Below are 19,279 nucleotides of genomic sequence, written 5' to 3'. Positions count from 1 at the left end.
CGAATGGCAGACAGCAAGCAATTCGACGTCGTCGTCATCGGCGGCGGCCCCGGCGGCTACATCGCCGCCATCCGCGCGGCGCAGCTCGGCTTCAACGTCGCATGCATCGACGAGTGGAAGAACAAGGACGGCAAGCCCGCGCCGGGCGGCACCTGCACCAACGTGGGCTGCATCCCTTCCAAGGCGCTGCTGCAAAGCTCGGAGCACTACGAGCATGCCGGCAAGCACTTCGCCGAGCATGGCATCAACGTCAAGGGCCTGGAACTGGATCTGGCGAAGCTCCTCGGCCGCAAGGACGCGGTCGTCAAGCAGAACAACGACGGCATCCTGTACCTGTTCAAGAAGAACAAGGTCGCCTTCTTCCACGGCCGCGGCTCCTTCGTGAAGGCCGCCGAGGCCGGCTACGAGATCAAGGTCGCCGGCGAGAAGGAGGAGAGCATCGTCGGCAAGCAGGTCATCGTCGCCACGGGCTCCAACGCCCGCGCGCTGCCGGGCGCGCCCTTCGACGAGGAGAACATCCTTTCCAACGACGGCGCGCTGCGCATCCCCGCCGTGCCCAAGAAGCTGGCGCTGATCGGCTCCGGCGTGATCGGGCTGGAGATGGGCTCCGTCTGGCGCCGCCTGGGCGCCGAGGTGACGGTGCTGGAAGCCCTGCCCACCTTCCTGGGCGCGGTGGACGAGCAGATCGCCAAGGAGGCCAAGAAGGCCTTCGACAAGCAGGGCCTGAAGATCGAGCTGGGCGTCAAGGTCGGCGAGGTCAAGTCGTCGAAGAAGGGCGTGTCCATCGCCTGGACCAACGCCAAGGGCGAGGCGCAGACGCTGGAAGTCGACAAGCTGATCGTCTCCATCGGCCGCGTGCCCAACACCGTCGGCCTGAACGCGGAAGGCGTGGGCCTGAAGCTGGACGAGCGCGGCGCCATCGTGGTCGACGACGAGTGCCGCACCAGCCTGCCGGGCGTGTGGGCCATCGGCGACGTGGTGCGCGGCCCGATGCTGGCGCACAAGGCGGAGGAAGAGGGTGTGGCCGTGGCCGAGCGCATCGCCGGCCAGCACGGGCACGTCAACTTCAACACCATCCCGTGGGTCATCTACACCAGCCCCGAGATCGCCTGGGTCGGCCGCACCGAGCAGCAGCTCAAGGCCGACGGCGTGAAGTACAAGGCCGGCACCTTCCCCTTCCTGGCCAACGGCCGCGCGCGTGCGCTGGGCGACACGACCGGCATGGTCAAGTTCCTGGCCGACGCGGCGACGGACGAGATCCTCGGCGTGCACATCGTCGGCCCGATGGCCAGCGAGCTGATCTCCGAGGCCGTCGTGGCGATGGAGTTCAGGGCCAGCAGCGAGGACATCGCGCGCATCTGCCACGCGCACCCCTCGCTGTCGGAGGCGACCAAGGAGGCGGCCCTGGCCGTCGACAAGCGCACGCTGAACTTCTGATGCGCTGAGCCGAGCCCCAGCCGCTCGCCGCCGGGCCACGCGCCTGCGCGAGCGGCTTCTTCGTTCCACGTCCCCCGGAATCCTCTTGCAGTCCGTCAAGCAAGCCTACGAAGCCGAACTGAAGGCGCGCGGCTACACCGCCGACCCGGCGCAACTGCGCGCCGTCGACGCGCTGGACCGCTGCGCCCGCGAATGGGTTGCCTACAAGGCCCAGCGCTCCAATGCCTTCAAGAAGCTGATCAACCGTCCCGAGATCCCGCGGGGCGTCTACATGTACGGCGGGGTGGGCCGCGGCAAGAGCTTCCTGATGGACTGCTTCTTCAACGCGGTGCCGCTCAACCGCAAGACGCGCCTGCACTTCCACGAGTTCATGCGCGAGGTGCACCGCGAGCTGGCCGAGCTGCAGGGCATCCAGAACCCGCTGGACGAACTTGGCAGGCGCATCGCGAAACGCTTCAAGCTGATCTGCTTCGACGAGTTCCACGTCGCCGACATCACCGACGCGATGATCCTGCACCGGCTGCTGGTGGCGCTGTTCGACAACGGCGTGGGTTTCGTCACCACCTCCAACTTCAAGCCCGACGACCTGTACCCCGGCGGCCTGCACCGGGACCGGATCCTGCCCGCCATCGACCTGCTCAACCGCAAGCTGGAGGTTATCAACGTCGACAACGGCACCGACTACCGCCGGCGCACGCTGGAGCAGGTGCGGCTGTACCTCACGCCCAACGACGCGGCGGCCGAGAAGGAGATGCGCAAGACCTTCGAGAAGCTGGCGGAGAAGGGCGACGACAACCCGGTGCTGCACATCGAGCGGCGCGAGATCCGTGCGCGCCGCCGCGCCGGCGGCGTGGTCTGGTTCGACTTCAAGACCCTGTGCGGCGGCCCGCGCTCGATGAACGACTACCTGGAGATCGCCAGCCAGTTCCACACCGTGCTGCTCTCGGACGTGCCCGCCATGCCGGTGCGCATGGCCTCGGAAGCACGCCGTTTCACTTGGCTGGTGGATGTGTTCTACGATCGGCGCGTCAAGCTGATCATGTCCGCCGAGGTGCCGCCCGAGGCGTTGTACACCGAAGGGCCCCTGGCGCACGAGTTCCCGCGCACGGTCTCGCGCCTGAATGAAATGCAATCCAAGGAGTTCCTCTCGCAGGAGCGCCGTGTCGTCGATACCCGCCTGACATGAAACTGGCCCCCACGCTCATCGCTTCGCGTATCGCTGCCCCCCGGAGGGGAAGCGTCGGCGCCTTCGGGCGGCCGGGCGGTGCCGGCATGAAGCTTCTGCGTGCCCTCCTTCTCCTGCCGGCCCTGCTGGGCGGCGCGCTCGCCGGCGCGCAGGAGGACTTCCAGGCCGAGCGCGACCGCATCGCGGCCGAGCGGCAGGAAGTCGAGACGCGCTTCCAGCAGCAGGAGACGGCCTGCTACCAGCGCTTCGCCGTCAACGACTGCCTGAGCCAGGCGCGCCGCGCCCGCCGCAGCGCCGAGGACGACCTGAAGCGCCAGGAAGCGGCCATCAACGACATCGAGCGCAAGCGCCGCGGCGCCGAGCAGTTGCGCCGCATCGACGAGCGCCAGGCCACGCCGCGGACGCAGGACCGTCCCGAGGAGCAGCAGAAGGCCCGCGAGGCGCAGCAGGCGCGCGAGCAGCGCGCCGCCGACCACGCGGCCAGCCGCGCCGCCATGGCGGCCGAGGAGGCGCAGAACCGCCAGGACGCGGCCGGCAAGCAACGCCAGTTCGCGGAGGACCAGGCGCGCGCCGCGCGCCAGCGCGCCGAGGCACCCACCGAGCGAGAGCGCTTCGAGAACAAGCAGCGCAGCGTGCAGCAGCGCCGCGCCGAGCGCGAACGCAAGAACGCAGAGCGCACCAAGCCGCCTGCGGCCCCGCTGCCGCCGCCGCCGCGCTGAGGCGAGGGGACGGGCGGGGCGCCTAGGCTTGCGGCGTGTGCCGCGGCAGGGGGTCCAGCCGGACGATGACCACCGACAGGTTGTCGCCCGTGCCGCGGGCGCGCCGGCGTGCCTCGTCCACCAGCAGTTGCACCGCCTCGCGCGGCGATTGCTCGGCCACCACGGCGCCCAGCTCCTCGGGCGTGAAGTAGTGCCACAGGCCGTCGCTGCAGGCCAGCAGCGCATCGCCGGGGCCCAGTTCTTCCAGGGTGTGCACGTCCAGCGGCGGCGGCGTGCTGCGCATGCCCAGGCAGCCGACCAGGATGTTGGCCTGCGGATGCAGCATCGCCTGGTCCTCGGCCAGTTCGCCGCGCTCGATGAGCACCTCGACGTAGGAGTGGTCGCGCGTGCGCCGCACCAGCCGGCCCTTGCGGAACTGGTAGATGCGCGAATCGCCGGCGTGCACCGCCGCGCCGCGCCCGTCGGGCGTCAGCAGGAAGGCCGCGAGGGTGCTGTGCGGCTCCTGTTCGCTGGCCGCGGCCGTGAGCTTGATGACGGTGTGCGCGTCCTCGACCAGGCGGCGCAGCAGCTCCTGGGGGGTGTCGCGGTCCGGCGAGAAGCGGGCGAAGAGCTGCTGCGCGGTCAGCAGCACCTGGTCGGAGGCCTTGCGCCCGCCGCTGCGTCCGCCCATGCCGTCGGCCACCACCGCGAGCACGCAGCCCGGCACGCGCGGGTGGCTGAGCAGCGCGACCTGGTCTTGCTGGTAGGGGCGGTCGCCCTGGTGCAGGCCAGTGGCGGCGGCAAGTCGGAAGCCTCGGGGCATGAACGCGGCGATCGCGGCCGCGAGGCCTGCGGGTGCGTGGACGAAGCGCTTATTATCAGTCGATCGTTCCCTCCGGCCCGCGTCCTCGGGCCCCGCGCATTGGACTCCAACCTTCATTCCGTCACGCGCCGACTGATTGAGTTGCGCATGGAGCATGCCGACCTGGACGCCAGCATCGACCGGCTGGCCGAGACCGCGCCCGCCGACGAACTGCTGCTGCGCCGCCTGAAGAAGCGCCGGCTCGCGCTGCGCGACGAGATCGCGCGGCTGGAACTGCTGGCCGACCCGCAGGAACCCGCCTGATGCCCTTGCGCGAGGAGGTCGAAGGCGCCTTCGCCGAGCAGGGTGCGCTCGCCCGCGCGGCGGACGCGTTCCGCGTGCGCCCCGGCCAGACGCACATGGCGCTGGCGGTGGCCGACACCATCGAGCAGGGCGGCGTGCTGGTGGCCGAGGCCGGCACCGGCGTCGGCAAGACCTTCTCCTACCTCGTGCCGGCGCTGCTCAGCGGCGAGCGCGTGCTGCTGTCCACCGCCACCAAGGCGTTGCAGGACCAGCTCTTCGGCCGCGACCTGCCGCGGCTGCTGGAGGCGCTGGAGCTGCCCCTGCGCAGCGCGCTGCTCAAGGGCCGGGCCAGCTACCTGTGCGTGCACCGGCTGGAGCAGGCGCGGCAGGACGCCTCCGTCGAGCGCGGCGCGATACGCACGCTGGCGAAGATCGAGCAATGGGCCCAGGCCACCCGCACCGGCGACCTGGCCGAGCTGCCGGGGCTGGACGAGCGCTCGCCCGTCATCCCGCTGGTGACCTCCACCCGCGACAACTGCCTGGGCGCGCAATGCCCGAAGTTCAAGGGCTGCCACGTCAACCTCGCCCGGCGCGAGGCGATGGCGGCGGACGTGGTGGTCATCAACCACCACCTGTTCTTCGCCGACCTGGCGGTGCGCGAGTCCGGCATGGCCGAGCTGCTGCCCAGCGTGCGCGTGGTGGTGTTCGACGAGGCGCACCAGCTCAACGAGACCGGGGTGCAGTTCCTCGGCCTGCAGCTGGGCACCGGCCAGGTGCTGGACTTCGCGCGCGACCTGCTGGCCGCCGGCCTGCGGCTGGCCCGCGGCCTGGCCGACTGGATGCAGTTGGCCAGCGCGGTGGAGCGCGCCGCGCGCGAGCTGCGCATGGCCGCCGGCAAGCCGTGGCAGGGCAGCCGGCTGAAGTGGGCCGGCGCGGCGCCCGAGGGGGTGGAGGCGGGCCCGTGGCTCGACGCGCTCGAGGCCGTGCGGCAGGCGGCCCAGGAGGCCGCCGCCGCGCTGGACACCGTCAGCGAGATCGCGCCGGACTTCGTGCGACTGCACGAGCGCGCCGTGCGGACCGCCGAGCGCGCCGCGCACTTCGCGCAGGACTGCGAGGCGCCCTCCGTGCGCTGGCTGGACGTGGGCACGCAACTGCGGCTGGTGGAGTCGCCGCTGGACATCGCCGAGACCGTGCGCCAGCGCCTGCTGAAGACCGACGCCTCGGCCGAGCAGCCCGCGGGCAGCCGTCCGCGCGCCTGGGTCTTCACCTCGGCGACCCTGGGCGACGACTCGGCGCTGCGCTGGTTCACCGAGCCTTGCGGCCTGGAGGACGCGCAGATCCTGCGCGTGGTCAGCCCCTTCGACTACGCGCAGCAGGCGGCAGTGTTCGTGCCGCGCGGCTTCCCGAAGCCGAATGAGCCCGGCCACCCCGCCGCGGTCGCACGGCTGGCCGCGCACGGCGCGGCGCGCCTGGGCGGCCGCACCCTGGTCCTCACCACCACGCTGCGGGCGCTGCGCGCCATCGGCGAGCAGATGCGCCGCGAGGCGGAGGCGGCGGGCATGCCTTACGAGGTCATGGTCCAGGGCGAACTGCCCAAGCGCGTGCTGATGGAGCGCTTCCGCGAAGGCGGCCAGGGCGGGCGCGCCGGCTGCGTGCTGGTGGCCTCGGCCTCCTTCTGGGAGGGCTTCGACGCACCCGGCGATGCGCTGCAACTGGTGGTCATCGACAAGCTGCCCTTCCCGCCGCCGGGAGACCCGCTGGTCGAGGCCCGCGCGCGCCGGCTGGAACTGCAGGGGCGCAGCGGCTTCAACGACTACTTCGTGCCCGAGGCGGCGGTGGCGCTCAAGCAGGGCGCAGGGCGCCTGATCCGCCGCGAGAGCGACCGCGGCCTCCTGGTGCTGTGCGACACGCGGCTGCTGAGCATGGGCTACGGGCGCCGCCTGCTGGGCGCGCTGCCGCCGATGCGCCGCCTGGACGACCCGGCACAGTTCGAGGCCGAACTGGACGCGCTCGCCGCGACCGCCGGCCAGGACCACGCCTGACCAGCGCCCGGACGTGGAAACGGCCGCGCGAGGCGGCCGTTGCGGATCGGATCAGCGCAGGCGCGCCGTCGTCATCACCAGAGCTTCCACCACGGGTCGTCCTTGGCGCGGAAGCCCTGCGTGAGGTAGGTGCTGTTCGGGTAGTTGGTGGTCAGCACGCGCTTGGCGTCGTCGCGCAGGTCCGTCATGCCCAGGGCGTCGTAGGACTGGACCATGATGTACAGCGCCTCTTCCAGCGCCGGCACCTCGCGGTAGTCGGCCAGCGCGATCTGCGCGCGGTTGATCGCCGCCAGGTAGGCGCCGCGCGTGTAGTAGTAGCGGGCGACGTGCACCTCGTACTGCGCCAGCGAGTTGACGACGTAGTTCATGCGCTGGCGCGCGTCCTGCGCGTAGCGCGACTCGGGGAAGCGGGTCACCAGCTCCTTGAAGGCCAGGAAGGACTCCTTGGCCGCCTGCTGGTCGCGCTCCGACAGGTCCTGGCGCGTGAGCCACGCGAACATGCCCAGGTCGTCGTTGAAGTTGATCACGCCCTTGAGGTAGAGCGCGTAGTCGATCGCGGGGCTGGCCGGGTGCAGCTTCATGAAGCGGTCGACTGTCGCGATGGCCTGGGCGCGCTCGCCGCTGCGGAACTGCGCGTAGGCCTTGTCGAGTTGCGCCTGCTGCGCCAGCGGCGTGCCGGCGGCGCGGCCCTCCAGCTTCTCGAACAGCGGGATGGCCTTGTCGTAGGAGCCGCCGTCGGCTTCTTCCTTGGCTTCCTGGTAGATGCGGTTGGGGCTCCAGTTCGCGGTGCGGTCCTCCTGCGTGGAGGAGCATCCGGCGATCAGGGCGGCAGCGCCGCACAGGGCCAGCAGGGTGGGGGCAGCCGATAATTTGGCGCGCAACGTCACAGGCAGCTTTCGTGAAGGAAACCCTTTCAATTATATCGGCCGGCCCCCTGCCGGAAGACCCGGCGCAGGCCCTGCAGGAGGAGGGCGGCGAGGCGGCCGAGGCGAGCGAGCTGCGGCTCTTTTGCATCGACGCCGCGCTGCACGGGCAGCGCCTGGACCGCGCCCTGGCCGTGCTGGTGCCGGAGTTTTCGCGCAGCTATCTGCAGCAGCTCGTCGAGGCCGGCGCCGTGCAGTTGCAGGGCCGCACGGTGCGCAAGCCGTCGACGGCCGTGCGCGCCGGCGAGCGCGGCAGCGTCGAGCTGCGGCCCACGCCGCAGAGCCAGGCCTTCCGGCCCGAGCCGATGGCGCTGGAGGTGGTCCACGAGGACGCTCACCTGCTGGTGATCGACAAGCCCGCCGGCCTGGTGGTGCATCCGGCGCCCGGCCACTGGAGCGGCACCCTGCTCAACGGCCTGCTGGCGCGCGACGGCGCCGCCGCGCGTCTGCCGCGCGCCGGCATCGTGCACCGGCTGGACCGCGACACCAGCGGCCTGATGGTGGTGGCGCGCACGCGCGAGGCGATGGAGGCGCTGGTGCGCATGATCGCGGCGCGCGAGGTCACGCGGCAGTACATCGCGCTCGGGCACGGCCGCTGGAGCGGCCCGGCCGCGCGGCAGGTGGATGCGCCCATCGGCCGCGACCCGCGCAACCGGCTGCGCATGGCGGTGGTCGACCCGCGCCAGCACGCCGGCAAGCCGGCCCGCACGCTGATCGAGTCGCTGGGCGGCACCGACGAGCTGTGCCTCGTGCGCTGCACGCTGGAGACCGGGCGCACACACCAGATCCGCGTGCACATGGCATCGATCGGCCATCCGCTGGTGGGCGACGAGGTCTACGGCGGCCGGCCGGTGGACGGCCTGGCGCGCCAGGCGCTGCATGCATGGCAACTGGCATTCGTGCATCCCGTCACGGGCGAGGCGATGCGCTGGCGCCGCCCGCCGCCGGCCGACCTGGCGGCGCTGCTGCGCTCGCGGGGGCTGGACTACAATCGCACCTGACGGCTCGCCCTGCCGCCGGTGACAGCCCACCGGACCGCGCCTCCCCTGTCGCGCCTGACGCGGCGCCACTGCCGTCCCACCGCTTCTTTCTCTTTTCTGTGTTCTGAACGCGCGCCTTCGCCGGCGCCTCTTCCCGGACGACGCGAACCATGAATACGGCGGATGCCAAGCGCATTCTCGAAACCGCCTTGCTCTGTTCGGCGCAGCCGTTGCCGCTGCGGGACCTGCGCGCGCTGTTCAACGACGAACTGGGCGCCGACACCCTCAAGACGCTGCTGGCGGAGATGCAGGAGGACTGGACGCAGCGTGGCCTGGAACTGGTGAGCGTGGCCTCCGGCTGGCGCTTCCAGAGCCGCCCCGAGATGCGCGACCACCTGGAGCGCCTGCATCCCGAGAAGCCGCCGCGCTACACCCGTGCGGCGCTGGAGACGCTGGCCATCATCGCCTACCGCCAGCCCGTCACGCGCGGCGACATGGAAGACATCCGCGGCGTGACCATCAATTCGCTGATCCTCAAGCAGCTGGAGGATCGCAACTGGATCGAGGTCATCGGCCACCGCGAGACGGTCGGCCGCCCCGCGCTGTACGCCACCACGCGCCTGTTCCTCGACGACCTGGGCCTGGCCTCGCTCGACCAGTTGCCGATGATCGAGGCGCCCCGCCAGCCGGGCCTGCCCGACGGCGGCGAACAGTCCTCCCTGCCGATCGACGAGCCCGAGGCGGCTGCGCCCGCGCAAGCGGACGCGGCAGCGGAGCAGGGCGGCACGGCCGACGAGGCCGCGGCCGCCGCCTCGGACGCGCCGCCCGCGGCCGACGCCGATCCCGCCATCGCACCCGACGAGCCCCAGGCTCCGGCGGTGCCCGATCTCCCTCCCGAAGCATCCTCCCCCGAGAACCAGCCATGAGCGCCTCCGATCCCGACAGCCTGCCCGACGAGCCGATGGGTGCCGAGGACAAACCGGCGGCCCCGCCCGTGCCTGCGACGGACGCGGAAGTCGCCGGCCCGCCGGCCGAGCCGAAGCCGCGGCGCCGCAAGCGCGCGCCGGCCAAGGCGGCGCAGGAGGCTGCCGATGCGGTGGAAGACGCGCCGGTCGTGACCGACGCGCCGCCGCCGCCTGCCGACGAGCGTCCCGCAGAGCGCATCGAGGACGTGGACGGGGAAGACGTCGACGATGAAGAAGAGGACGAGGACGAGGATGACGATGACGACGAGTTCGACCGCGCCCGCCGCGCCGCCGAGCGCGAGCAGCGCAACGCGCCGCCGCCGGAGCCGATCCAGTTCGCCGACGTCGTCTCCGGCCGCTTCGACGAGGACGAGCAGCACCCCGAAGTCGCGCTGCCCAAGCGCGTGCTGCTGCCGCAGGCCGACGCGCCCAAGCTGCACAAGGTGCTGGCCCAGGCCGGCCTGGGCTCGCGCCTGGAGATGGAGCGCCTGATCCTCGAGGGCCGCATCTCGGTCAACAACGAGCCGGCCCACATCGGCCAGCGCATCCAGTACGGCGACCAGGTCAAGTTCAACGGCAAGCCGATCCGCTTCCGCATCGCGCCGCCGCCCCCGCGCGTGATCGCGTACCACAAGCCGGTGGGCGAGGTCGTCACGCACGACGATCCGCAGAACCGTCCCACCGTGTTCCGCAGGCTGCCCCGGCTGCAGCAAGGCAAGTGGCAGTCGGTCGGCCGGCTGGACCTGAACACCGAGGGCCTGCTGCTGTTCACCAACTCGGGCGAACTGGCCAACCGGCTGATGCACCCGCGCTTCGGCCTGGAGCGCGAGTACGCCGTGCGCGTGCTGGGCGCGCTGTCGAACGAGGAGAAGCAGCGCCTGCTCGACGGCGTGCAGCTCGACGACGGCCGGGCCCAGTTCGGCACCATCGAGGACGGCGGCGGCGAAGGGTCGAACCACTGGTACCGCGTGACGATCTCCGAGGGCCGCAACCGCGAGGTGCGCCGCCTGCTCGAGGCGGTGGGCCATGCCGTCAGCCGGCTGATCCGCATCCGCTACGGCGCCATGGTGCTGCCGCGCGGTCTCAAGCGCGGCGCCTGGCTGGAACTGGACGAGCGGGACATCCGCGCCCTGACCAAGGCCGCCGGCGCCGAGGCGCTGCTGGCGCGCTCGGGCCCCGGCGAGGCCGGCGGCGGGCGCAACGGCGGCAACCGCAACAGCAACAACAAGCGCCGCCGCGGCGGTCCCAAGGGCAGCGGCCCGCGCCCGGCCACGCCGGGCGGAGCGCGCGGCTTCGGCGGCGGCGGTGGTGGCGGAGGAGGGCAGGCGGCCGGCCGCAAGAGCCGCGGCAATGGCCCCAAGGGCGGCGGTGGCGGCGGCAGCAGCGCCCAGCCGGATCCGATGAAGACCTCCTTCGGCTACATCGGCAGCGACAGCTTCTCGCGCCAGCAGCGCGGCCCGGGTGGCGGGCGCGGCGGCCCGGGCGGTGGCATGCCGGGCGGCGGCGGTGGCGGCGGGCGCCGCCGCAAGCGTTCGCGCTGAGCGGCCACATTCAATCGCCGGGCCAAGTCACGGATTCCGCTGCGGTTTTTGCCCGCGGCGACGGCCGGGACGTCATTCGTCCGGGCTAAAATAACGGGCTTTGTCGAGGCCGGGGGTGTCTTTCCCGCACGGCCTTGCGCATCCGAACAACCACGCATTTCCGATTCAACAGAAAGCACTTCCATGGCCATCGAACGCACCCTGTCCATCATCAAGCCCGACGCCGTCGCCAAGAACGTCATCGGCAAGATCGTCTCCCGCTTCGAGGCCGCCGGCCTGAAGATCGTGGCCGCCCGGCTGGTGCACCTGTCGCGCGCCCAGGCCGAGGAGTTCTACGCCGTCCACAAGGAGCGTCCCTTCTTCAAGGACCTGGTCGACTTCATGATCTCCGGCCCGGTGTTCGTGCAGGCGCTCGAAGGCGACAACGCGATCGCCAAGAACCGCGACCTGATGGGCGCCACCGACCCGAAGAAGGCCGCGCCCGGCACCATCCGCGCCGACTTCGCCGACAGCATCGACGCCAACGCGGTGCACGGCTCCGACGCGCCGGAGACGGCCAAGGTCGAGATCGCCTTCTTCTTCCCCGAACTGAAGTAAGCCCGTCGGCGACCGCACGGGCGCACGCATGAACACCGCCGTCAACCTGCTCGACTTCGACCTCGAGGGGCTGGCTGCGTTCTGCGAGCGCCTGGGCGAGAAGCGCTTCCGCGCCACGCAGCTGTTCCGCTGGATCCACCAGCGCGGCGCGAGCGACTTCGGCCAGATGTCCGACCTGGCCAAGTCGCTGCGTGCCAAGCTGGCCGAGACGGCGACGGTGCAGGCCCTGCCCGTAGTCTCGCAGCAGATCTCGGCCGACGGCACCATCAAGTGGCTGTTCGACGTGGGCGACGGCAATGCCGTCGAATCCGTTTTCATTCCCGAGGAGGACCGCGGCACGCTGTGCGTCTCCTCGCAGGCCGGCTGCGCGGTGGGCTGCCGCTTCTGCTCCACCGGCCACCAGGGCTTCAGCCGCAACCTGACCACCGGCGAGATCGTCGCGCAGCTGTGGTTCGCCGAGCACTTCCTGCGCCGGCACCTGCAGCGCAGCGACCGCGTCATCACCAACGTGGTGATGATGGGCATGGGCGAGCCGCTGCAGAACTACGCGGCGCTGGTGCCGGCGCTGCGCACCATGCTCGACGACAATGCCTACGGCCTCTCGCGCCGCCGGCTCACGGTGTCGACCTCCGGCGTGGTGCCCATGATGGACCGCCTCGGCGCCGACTGCCCGGTGGCGCTGGCCGTGTCGCTGCATGCGCCGAACGACGCGCTGCGCGACGACCTCGTGCCGCTGAACCGCAAGTACCCGCTGGCCGAGCTGCTGGCCGCCTGCCGGCGCTACCTGGCACATGCGCCGCGGGACTTCATCACCTTCGAGTACTGCATGCTCGACGGCGTGAACGACCAGCCCGAGCACGCCAGGGAGCTGGCGGCGCTGGTGCGCGAGCACGGCGTGTCGTGCAAGTTCAACCTCATTCCCTTCAATCCCTTCCCGGCCTCGGGCCTGCTGCGCTCGCCGGCTGCGCGCGTGCAGGCCTTCGCGCGGCTGCTGGCCGACGCCGGCATCGTCACCACGGTGCGCAAGACGCGCGGCGACGACATCGACGCCGCCTGCGGCCAGCTCGCCGGCGACGTGAAGGACCGCACCCGGGCGGCCGAGCGCATGGCGCAGCGCCGCACCGTGGTTCTGCACCGGTCGCCGGCCGGTGCGCCTGCCGCCCTGGCGGCCCATGCCAGTGAGCGCCCCCAGGGCCGGGCTGCGCCCAGCCTGCCCCCCGAGGGGGGCAAGAAAACTTGGGGCGGCCCGGCGTTTTCTTGTGAGGAGCACTGACCCGATGACATCGCCCTTCCCGCCAGTCGCCGCACGGGGCGTGCGCAGGCTGTGGTGCACCGTGGCGCTGCTCGCGCTGGCCGCCGGCTGCACCACCACCACCACGACCACGACCACGCTGGCCGACACGCGCCATGCGGGGCCGCCGGTGGCCGAGCCGGCCGATGCGGCGAACATGCAGCGCCGGGCCGAATTGCGCATGCAGCTGGCGCTGGGCTATTTCCAGCAGGGCCAGCCGGAGGTGGCGCTGGGCGAGGTCAACCAGGCGCTGGCGGCCGATCCCAACCTGGCCGCCGCCTACAACCTGCGTGGGCTGATCCACATGCGCCTGGACGAGCCCGAGAAGGCCGAGGACAGCTTCCGCCGCGCCATCGCCCTGAAGCCGCGCGACGCCGACGCACGCCACAACTACGGCTGGCTGCTGTGCCAGCAGAAGCGCTACGCGGATGCGAGCCGCGAGTTCGCCGCCGCCCTGGCCGTGCCGACCTACCAGGAGGCGTCCAAGACCCTGATGACCCAGGGCGTGTGCCAGATGCAGGCCGGCGACCGTGCGGGGGCCGAGAAGACGCTGATGCAGGCCTACGAGATGGACGCGGGCAACCCGGTCATCGGCTACAACCTCGCGCTGCTGCTCTACCAGCGTGGCGACTTCGCCCGCACGCAGTTCTACGTGCGGCGCATCAACAACGGCCCGACGGCCAATGCCGAATCGCTGTGGCTGGGCATTCGCACGGAGCGCCGGCTGGGCAACCGCGAGGCGGTGGGCCAACTCGGCACGCAGCTGCAGCGGCGCTTCCCGCAGTCGCGCGAGGCCCTGGCCTACGAACGTGGCAGCTTCGATGATTGAGCGGGCCAGCGAGTTCGGCGCGTCCCTCTCGCAGCCGCTGAGCCCGGGCGACACCTCGCAGCTGAGCGCCGGCGACATGCTGCGCCAGGCGCGCGAGGCGCACGGCCTGCATGTCGAGGTGGTCGCCGCGGCGCTGAAGGTGCCGCCGCAGCGCATCGAGGCGCTGGAGAACGACGACATCGAGGCGCTGCCCGACCCCGTGTTCGCGCGGGCCCTGGCCGCCAGCGTGGCGCGCGCCCTGCGCATCGACCCGGCGCCCGTGCTGGCCAAGCTGCCGGGCGCCCAGAAGGTGGCGCTGGCGGAGGCCGACCGCAGCCTGGGCGGCAGCATCCGCAGCCATGTGCCGGGACACGGCGGCGGGCTGGGCGGCTGGGTGCCGTCGCGGCCGCTGATGGGCGGCGTGGCCGTCCTGCTGCTGGCGGCGGCCGCGGTGTTCTGGCTGCCCCAGTCGGCCTTCGACCGGCTCGGCGCCTGGGTGGGCGATCTCACATCCGGAGCCGGCGGCAGCGCCGAGAACGGCGCGCCACCCGCTGCCGCGCCTGTGGCGGCGGCCGCGCCCGGCACCGTCGTCGAATCGGTGGCGCCGCCGACCGCTGCGGCCCCGGCCGGGCCGGCAGGCGCTGCGGCGCCGGAGGGCACCGCGGCCGCATCGGCGGCGCCCGCTCAGGACGTGCCCGCGGCCCCCGCCACGGCCGAGCCGCTGGTGCTGACCGCCGCGCGCGGCGAATGCTGGGTCACGGTGACGGATGCCGGCGGCAAGGTGCTGCTGCAGCGCATCCTGGCGGCCGGCGAGACGGTGCACCTCTCGGGCGCGCTGCCGCTGTCCGTGGTGCTCGGGCGCGCCGCCAGCGTCGACGCGCGGGTGCACGGCGAGGCCTTCGACCTCGCGCCGCTGACCAAGTCGGGCGGCGTGGCGCGCTTCGTGGTCAGGTCCTCGTGAGGCCGCACCGGATTTGGAGCGCCGAGTGACTTCTTCCCTGCAGCAGCCCATCGCCCCGGCCTCGCCGCAGCCGCGCCGTTCGCGGCAGGCGAGGGTGGTCTGGGGACCGCGCGTGGTCACCGTCGGCGGCGACGCGCCGGTGCGCGTGCAGTCGATGACCAACACCGACACGGTGGACGCGATCGGCACGGCCATCCAGGTCAAGGCGCTGGCGCAGGCCGGCTCCGAGATGGTGCGCATCACGGTGAACACGCCCGAGGCCGCCGCGCAGGTGCCCTACATCCGCGAGCAGCTCGACCGCATGGGCGTGGACGTGCCGCTGGTCGGCGACTTCCACTACAACGGCCACCGCCTGCTCACCGAGTACCCGGCCTGCGCCGAGGCGCTGTCCAAGTACCGCATCAACCCCGGCAACGTGGGCAAGGGCGACAAGAAGGACAGGCAGTTCGGCCAGATGATCGAGGCCGCGATGCGCTGGAACAAGCCGGTGCGCATCGGCGTCAACTGGGGCAGCCTCGACCAGGAGCTGCTGGCCAGCCTGATGGACGCCAACAGCCGCCGCACGCCGCCCTGGGACGCCAAGAGCGTGATGTACGAGGCGCTGGTCACCTCCGCCATCGACTCGGCGAAGCTGGCCGAGTCGATGGGCATGGACGGCGACCAGATCATCCTGAGCTGCAAGGTCAGCGGCGTGCAGGACCTGATCTCCGTCTACCGCGAGCTGGCGCGCCGCTGCGACTACGCACTGCACCTGGGCCTCACCGAAGCCGGCATGGGCACCAAGGGCACGGTGGCCTCGGCCACGGCGCTGTCGATCCTGCTGCAGGAAGGCATCGGCGACACCATCCGCGTGAGCCTCACGCCGCAGCCGGGCGAGTCGCGCACGCAGGAAGTCGTGATCGCCTCCGAGATCCTGCAGGCGCTGGGGCTGCGGGTGTTCGTGCCCAGCGTCACCGCCTGCCCGGGGTGCGGGCGCACCACCAGCACCACCTTCCAGGAGCTGGCCAAGCAGATCGACGACTACCTGCGCATGCAGATGCCGGTGTGGCGCAACAAGTACCCCGGCGTCGAGGCGATGAAAGTGGCCGTGATGGGCTGCATCGTCAACGGCCCCGGCGAGAGCAAGCACGCGGACATCGGCATCAGCCTGCCCGGCACCGGCGAGGCGCCGGCGGCGCCGGTCTTCATCGACGGGCAGAAGGCCTTGACGCTGCGCGGCGAGAACATCGCCGCCGAGTTCCACCAGATCGTCGAGAACTACATCGAGAAGCGCTTCGGCCAGGCCCACGCCGCCGAAGCCTGATTCCTGCATCCCATGGCTGAAAAGATCAGTGCCGTCAAAGGCATGAACGACATATTGCCGGCCAGCGTGCCGCGCACCGACAAGCTGCCCGATTCGGCGCTGTGGCACTGGTTCGAGTCGACCGTGCGCCGCGTGCTGGCGCGCTACGGCTACCAGTACATCGTCACGCCGGTGGTGGAGCCCACGGCGCTGTTCGTGCGCGGGCTGGGCGAGGTCACCGACATCGTGGAAAAGGAGATGTACTCCTTCACCGATTCGATGAACGGCGACCGCCTGACGCTGCGCCCCGAGGCCACCGCCGGCATCGTGCGCGCGATGGTGGAGCACAACGCCCTGTACAACGGGCCGCTGCGGCTGTGGACGCTGGGCCCCATGTTCCGCCACGAGAAGCCGCAGAAGGGCCGCTACCGCCAGTTCCACCAGCTCGACGTGGAGGCGCTGGGCTTCCCGGGGCCGGACGTGGATGCCGAGCTGATCCTGATGGTGCGCGCGCTGTGGCGCGAACTGGGCCTGGTGGAAGGCGAGCACGTGCGGCTGGAGATCAACAGCCTGGGCCAGCCGGCCGAGCGGCAGGCGCACCGCGAGGCGCTGATCCGGCACTTCGAGGCGCACGCCGGCCTGCTCGACGCCGACGCGCAGCGCCGGCTGCACAGCAACCCGCTGCGCATCCTCGACACCAAGAACCCGGCCATGCAGCCGGTGGTCGAGGCGGCGCCGCAGCTGATGGACTTCCTGGGCGCCGAATCGCGCGCGCACTTCGACGCCGTGCGCGCGGTGCTCGACGCCGCCGGCCTGGCCTACCGCATCAACCCGCGCTTGGTGCGCGGCATGGACTACTACAACCTCACCGTCTTCGAGTGGGTGACCGACCAGCTCGGCTCGCAGGGCACGGTGTGCGGCGGCGGCCGCTACGACGGGCTCATCGGCCAGATGGGCGGCAAGCCGGCGCCTGCCGTGGGCTTCGGCCTGGGCATCGAGCGGCTGCTGCTGCTGATCCAGGAACTGCGGCTGCCGGTGCCCGACGCGGCGCCGGACGCCTATGCCATCGTGCCCTCGGCGGCGGCGCTGCCGCAGGTCATGGCCGTGCTCGAACAACTGCGCGCGGCCGGCGTCGGCGTGGTCCAGCATGCGGGCGGCGGCGGCATGAAGGCGCAGTTCAAGAAGGCCGACGCCAGCGGCGCGCGTTTCGCGCTGATCTTCGGCGACGACGAACTCGCCCGCGGCGAAGTCACGGTGAAGGCGCTGCGCGACGGCAGCGGCGCCCAGCTCGCCCGCCCGCTGGCCGACGTGGCCGCCTGGGCCGCCACCCTACAATCGCCGGCTCCCTCCAACTGACAGCGCATGGCGACCCATCTCGACCTCGAAGAACAGGAACAGCTCGACCGGCTCAAGGCCTTCTGGAACACCTACGGCACGCTCATCACCTGGGTGGTGCTGCTGGTGGCCGCTTCGGTGATGGCCTGGAACGGATGGCAGTACTACCAGCGCCGCCAGGCCGCGCAGGCCGCCGCCCTCTACGACGAACTGGACCGTGCCGTGCAGGCCGGCGAGGCGGACCGCGTGCAGCGCGCCTTCGACGACATGAAGGCCCGCTTCCCGCGCACCGCCTATGCGCAGCAGGGCGCCCTGCTGGCGGCCCGCAGCCTGAATGACAAGGGCCGCGCCGAGCCGTCGCGGGCCGTGCTGGCCTGGGTGGCGGAGCAGGGCACCGACCCCGGCTACAAGGCCATCGCCCGCCTGCGCCTGGCGTCGGAGCTGATGCAGGCCAAGTCCTGGGACGAGGCGCTCAAGCAACTCGCCGCACCCGTGCCGAAGGAATTCGAGGCGCTGGTGGCCGACCGCCAGGGCGACATCCATGCCTCCCGCGGCCAGCGCGAGGAGGCCGCCGCCGCCTACCGCAAGGCCTGGACCGCCTTCGGGCCCGGCAACGAATACCGCCGCCTGGTCGAGATCAAGCTCAATTCGGTCGGCGTCGATCCCGCGACGCTGGCCGCGCCCGCAGCCGGCGCCGCCAAGACCACCCCCTGAAGCGAACCGCCGAACGCACCATGAATCTCAAGCGTCTCATGCCCGCAGCGCCTGCCCTCCGAACGGGGGCCGCCATGGTCCTGATCGCCGCGCTGGCGGCCTGCTCCGGCACCCCGAAGCCGAAGCCGGCCGAGCTGCAGCCCAACCCGTCGACGCTGGGCGTGCGGCAGGCCTGGACCGCCAAGCTGCCGGCCGTGGACATGCCGCTGCAGGTGGCCGTCAACGGCGACACCGTCACCGTGGCCGCGGCCGACGGCACGGTCGCCGCCATCGACGCCCGCTCGGGCACGCAGCTGTGGCGCGCCAGCGTCGGCTCCGAACTGATTGCGGGTGTCGGCAGCGACGGCCAGACGGCCGCCGTCGTCACCCGCGACAACGAGGTGGTGGCCCTCGCCGGCGGCAAGGTGCTCTGGAAGGAGCGCCTGTCCGCCGAGACCTTCACCGCGCCCCTGGTGGCCGGCCGCCGCGTCTTCGTGCAGGCGGCGGACCGCAGCACCACCGCCTTCGACGGCGCCAGCGGCCGCCGGCTGTGGACGCAGCAGCGCACCGTGGGCGATTCGCTGGTGCTGCGCAAGCCGGGCGTGCTGCTGCCCGTCGGCGACACGCTGGTGGCCGGCGTGGGCGCCCGCCTGGTGGGCATGAACCCGGCCAACGGCCTGTCGCGCTGGGAGGCGCCCGTCGCCGCGCCGCGCGGCACCAACGACGTGGAGCGCCTGGTCGACCTGACCGGCACCGTCAGCCGCGTGGGCGACACCGTGTGCGCGCGGGCCTACTACGCGGCGGTCGGCTGCGTCGACACGGTGCGCGGCATGCTGCTGTGGACCAAGCCCTCGGTCGGCTCCGACGGCGTGGGCGGCGACGAGCGCGCCGTCTACGGCACCGAGAACAACGGCACCGTGGTGGCCTGGCGCCGCAACGACGGCCAGCCGATGTGGTCTGCCGATCACCTGCGGCTGCGCACGCTGACGGCGCCGCTGGCGGTCGGCCGCACGCTGGTCGTCGGCGAGGACACGGGCACGGTGCACTTCCTCTCGCGCGAGGACGGCAAGACGATGAACCGCGTCACGCCCGACGGCTCGGCCATCGCGGCCACGCCAGTGGTGGCGGGCAACACGGTGGTGGTCGTCACGCGCAACGGCGGCGTGTTCGGCTATAGGCCGGAGTAAGAGCCCACCCCCGTTTCTCCCGGACTTCGTTCCGGTCGAATCCCCCCTCAAGGGGGCACACCCGACGGCCCGGCCCTTCGGCAGGCTCAGGACAGGCCAAGGCCGGTTCCCTGGGTGTTCCCGCATGGCCTGCTCCGCGGCCTTCTGATCCGCCAGCCACGGCATTTCCGCAGCCCACGCCGATTCCGGCGGCGGGATACATTTAGCCCATGAAACCCGTCATCGCCCTCGTCGGCCGTCCGAACGTC

Annotated in this window: 17 protein-coding genes and 1 pseudogene; 16 read left to right on the top strand and 2 right to left on the bottom strand. The window is 71.8% G+C overall.

What is annotated here, in order from left to right:
• The first annotated feature begins 3 nt into the window (after positions 1-3).
• From lpdA to ACIY1X_RS00080, 3 genes are all read left to right on the top strand, one after another.
• A complete protein-coding gene (gene lpdA, locus ACIY1X_RS00090; RefSeq protein ID WP_399677066.1) occupies positions 4-1,437 on the top strand; it encodes a dihydrolipoyl dehydrogenase in 1,434 nt (477 codons plus the stop codon).
• 85 nt (positions 1,438-1,522) lie between these two features.
• The gene (gene zapE, locus ACIY1X_RS00085) at positions 1,523-2,623 is read left to right on the top strand and encodes a cell division protein ZapE (RefSeq protein WP_399677065.1); all 1,101 of its coding nucleotides are present in this window, start codon (positions 1,523-1,525) and stop codon (positions 2,621-2,623) included.
• A gap of 86 nt (positions 2,624-2,709) precedes the next feature.
• Complete coding sequence (locus ACIY1X_RS00080; protein ID WP_051953598.1) at positions 2,710-3,342, top strand: hypothetical protein; 633 nt, start codon at positions 2,710-2,712, stop codon at positions 3,340-3,342.
• A 22-nt stretch (positions 3,343-3,364) separates the two neighbouring features.
• Here the strand turns inward: ACIY1X_RS00080 and ACIY1X_RS00075 are convergent, their stop codons facing one another.
• Positions 3,365-4,144 (bottom strand): PP2C family protein-serine/threonine phosphatase, encoded by a 780-nt coding sequence (locus tag ACIY1X_RS00075; protein ID WP_399677063.1) that lies wholly within the window; start codon positions 4,142-4,144, stop codon positions 3,365-3,367.
• A 99-nt stretch (positions 4,145-4,243) separates the two neighbouring features.
• Here ACIY1X_RS00075 and ACIY1X_RS00070 point away from each other — a divergent pair, with 99 nt between their 5' ends.
• Together ACIY1X_RS00070 and ACIY1X_RS00065 are read left to right on the top strand one after the other, a co-directional pair.
• Positions 4,244-4,447, top strand: coding sequence for a DUF465 domain-containing protein (locus ACIY1X_RS00070; RefSeq protein ID WP_038210281.1), 204 nt, complete (start codon positions 4,244-4,246; stop codon positions 4,445-4,447).
• Positions 4,447-6,468 (top strand): ATP-dependent DNA helicase, encoded by a 2,022-nt coding sequence (locus ACIY1X_RS00065; RefSeq protein ID WP_399677061.1) that lies wholly within the window; start codon positions 4,447-4,449, stop codon positions 6,466-6,468. The genes ACIY1X_RS00070 and ACIY1X_RS00065 overlap by 1 nt, the downstream gene beginning before the upstream one ends.
• A 74-nt stretch (positions 6,469-6,542) precedes the next feature.
• Here the strand turns inward: ACIY1X_RS00065 and ACIY1X_RS00060 are convergent, their stop codons facing one another.
• Positions 6,543-7,349, bottom strand: a complete 807-nt coding sequence (locus ACIY1X_RS00060) for an outer membrane protein assembly factor BamD (protein ID WP_051953600.1) — start codon at positions 7,347-7,349, stop codon at positions 6,543-6,545.
• A 17-nt stretch (positions 7,350-7,366) separates the two neighbouring features.
• On the opposite strand from ACIY1X_RS00060, the gene ACIY1X_RS00055 reads away from it, so the two are divergent.
• The 11 genes and pseudogenes from ACIY1X_RS00055 (at position 7,367) to bamB (ending at position 19,031) form a co-directional block, all read left to right on the top strand.
• Positions 7,367-8,392: an RluA family pseudouridine synthase gene (locus tag ACIY1X_RS00055; RefSeq protein ID WP_399677059.1), complete on the top strand. Its 1,026-nt coding sequence runs from the start codon at positions 7,367-7,369 to the stop codon at positions 8,390-8,392.
• 149 nt (positions 8,393-8,541) lie between these two features.
• The gene (gene scpB / locus ACIY1X_RS00050; RefSeq protein WP_399677057.1) at positions 8,542-9,297 is read left to right on the top strand and encodes an SMC-Scp complex subunit ScpB; all 756 of its coding nucleotides are present in this window, start codon (positions 8,542-8,544) and stop codon (positions 9,295-9,297) included.
• Entirely contained in the window at positions 9,294-10,877 is a 1,584-nt protein-coding gene (locus tag ACIY1X_RS00045) for a pseudouridine synthase (protein WP_399677056.1), read from the top strand. Before scpB ends, ACIY1X_RS00045 begins: the two co-directional genes overlap by 4 nt.
• Before the next feature lie 183 nt (positions 10,878-11,060).
• A complete protein-coding gene (ndk, locus tag ACIY1X_RS00040) occupies positions 11,061-11,474 on the top strand; it encodes a nucleoside-diphosphate kinase (protein ID WP_038210293.1) in 414 nt (137 codons plus the stop codon).
• A 28-nt stretch (positions 11,475-11,502) separates the two neighbouring features.
• Positions 11,503-12,606: pseudogene (gene rlmN, locus ACIY1X_RS00035) on the top strand (23S rRNA (adenine(2503)-C(2))-methyltransferase RlmN); the annotation flags it as partial.
• A 145-nt stretch (positions 12,607-12,751) separates the two neighbouring features.
• Complete coding sequence (pilW, locus tag ACIY1X_RS00030) at positions 12,752-13,594, top strand: type IV pilus biogenesis/stability protein PilW (RefSeq protein WP_399677055.1); 843 nt, start codon at positions 12,752-12,754, stop codon at positions 13,592-13,594.
• On the top strand, positions 13,587-14,534 hold the full coding sequence (locus ACIY1X_RS00025; protein ID WP_399677054.1) for a helix-turn-helix domain-containing protein: 948 nt from the start codon (positions 13,587-13,589) through the stop codon (positions 14,532-14,534). The genes pilW and ACIY1X_RS00025 overlap by 8 nt, the downstream gene beginning before the upstream one ends.
• Before the next feature lie 25 nt (positions 14,535-14,559).
• Positions 14,560-15,837: a flavodoxin-dependent (E)-4-hydroxy-3-methylbut-2-enyl-diphosphate synthase gene (gene ispG, locus ACIY1X_RS00020; RefSeq protein ID WP_399677053.1), complete on the top strand. Its 1,278-nt coding sequence runs from the start codon at positions 14,560-14,562 to the stop codon at positions 15,835-15,837.
• 12 nt (positions 15,838-15,849) lie between these two features.
• On the top strand, positions 15,850-17,172 hold the full coding sequence (gene hisS, locus ACIY1X_RS00015) for a histidine--tRNA ligase (RefSeq protein WP_399677051.1): 1,323 nt from the start codon (positions 15,850-15,852) through the stop codon (positions 17,170-17,172).
• 6 nt (positions 17,173-17,178) lie between these two features.
• Positions 17,179-17,865, top strand: coding sequence for a YfgM family protein (locus ACIY1X_RS00010; RefSeq protein ID WP_399677049.1), 687 nt, complete (start codon positions 17,179-17,181; stop codon positions 17,863-17,865).
• A gap of 20 nt (positions 17,866-17,885) precedes the next feature.
• On the top strand, positions 17,886-19,031 hold the full coding sequence (gene bamB, locus ACIY1X_RS00005) for an outer membrane protein assembly factor BamB (RefSeq protein ID WP_399677047.1): 1,146 nt from the start codon (positions 17,886-17,888) through the stop codon (positions 19,029-19,031).
• The last annotated feature ends 248 nt before the right edge of the window (positions 19,032-19,279 follow it).

It is taken from the genome of Xenophilus sp. (assembly GCF_044462705.1).
Lineage (GTDB): Bacteria > Pseudomonadota > Gammaproteobacteria > Burkholderiales > Burkholderiaceae_C > Xenophilus > Xenophilus azovorans.
The sequence above is the reverse complement of the archived record's forward strand: the minus strand, read 5'-3'. Positions and strand labels throughout refer to the sequence as shown.

Coding starts and splice junctions, on each gene's coding strand:
- lpdA (WP_399677066.1), top strand. CDS start 4: ATGGCAGACAGCAAGCAATTCGACGTCGTCGTCATCGGCGGCGGCCCC.
- ndk (WP_038210293.1), top strand. CDS start 11,061: ATGGCCATCGAACGCACCCTGTCCATCATCAAGCCCGACGCCGTCGCC.
- ACIY1X_RS00025 (WP_399677054.1), top strand. CDS start 13,587: ATGATTGAGCGGGCCAGCGAGTTCGGCGCGTCCCTCTCGCAGCCGCTG.
- pilW (WP_399677055.1), top strand. CDS start 12,752: ATGACATCGCCCTTCCCGCCAGTCGCCGCACGGGGCGTGCGCAGGCTG.
- ACIY1X_RS00080 (WP_051953598.1), top strand. CDS start 2,710: ATGAAGCTTCTGCGTGCCCTCCTTCTCCTGCCGGCCCTGCTGGGCGGC.
- hisS (WP_399677051.1), top strand. CDS start 15,850: ATGGCTGAAAAGATCAGTGCCGTCAAAGGCATGAACGACATATTGCCG.
- ACIY1X_RS00075 (WP_399677063.1), bottom strand. CDS start 4,144: ATGCCCCGAGGCTTCCGACTTGCCGCCGCCACTGGCCTGCACCAGGGC.
- ACIY1X_RS00045 (WP_399677056.1), top strand. CDS start 9,294: ATGAGCGCCTCCGATCCCGACAGCCTGCCCGACGAGCCGATGGGTGCC.
- scpB (WP_399677057.1), top strand. CDS start 8,542: ATGAATACGGCGGATGCCAAGCGCATTCTCGAAACCGCCTTGCTCTGT.
- ACIY1X_RS00065 (WP_399677061.1), top strand. CDS start 4,447: ATGCCCTTGCGCGAGGAGGTCGAAGGCGCCTTCGCCGAGCAGGGTGCG.
- ACIY1X_RS00010 (WP_399677049.1), top strand. CDS start 17,179: ATGGCGACCCATCTCGACCTCGAAGAACAGGAACAGCTCGACCGGCTC.
- bamB (WP_399677047.1), top strand. CDS start 17,886: ATGAATCTCAAGCGTCTCATGCCCGCAGCGCCTGCCCTCCGAACGGGG.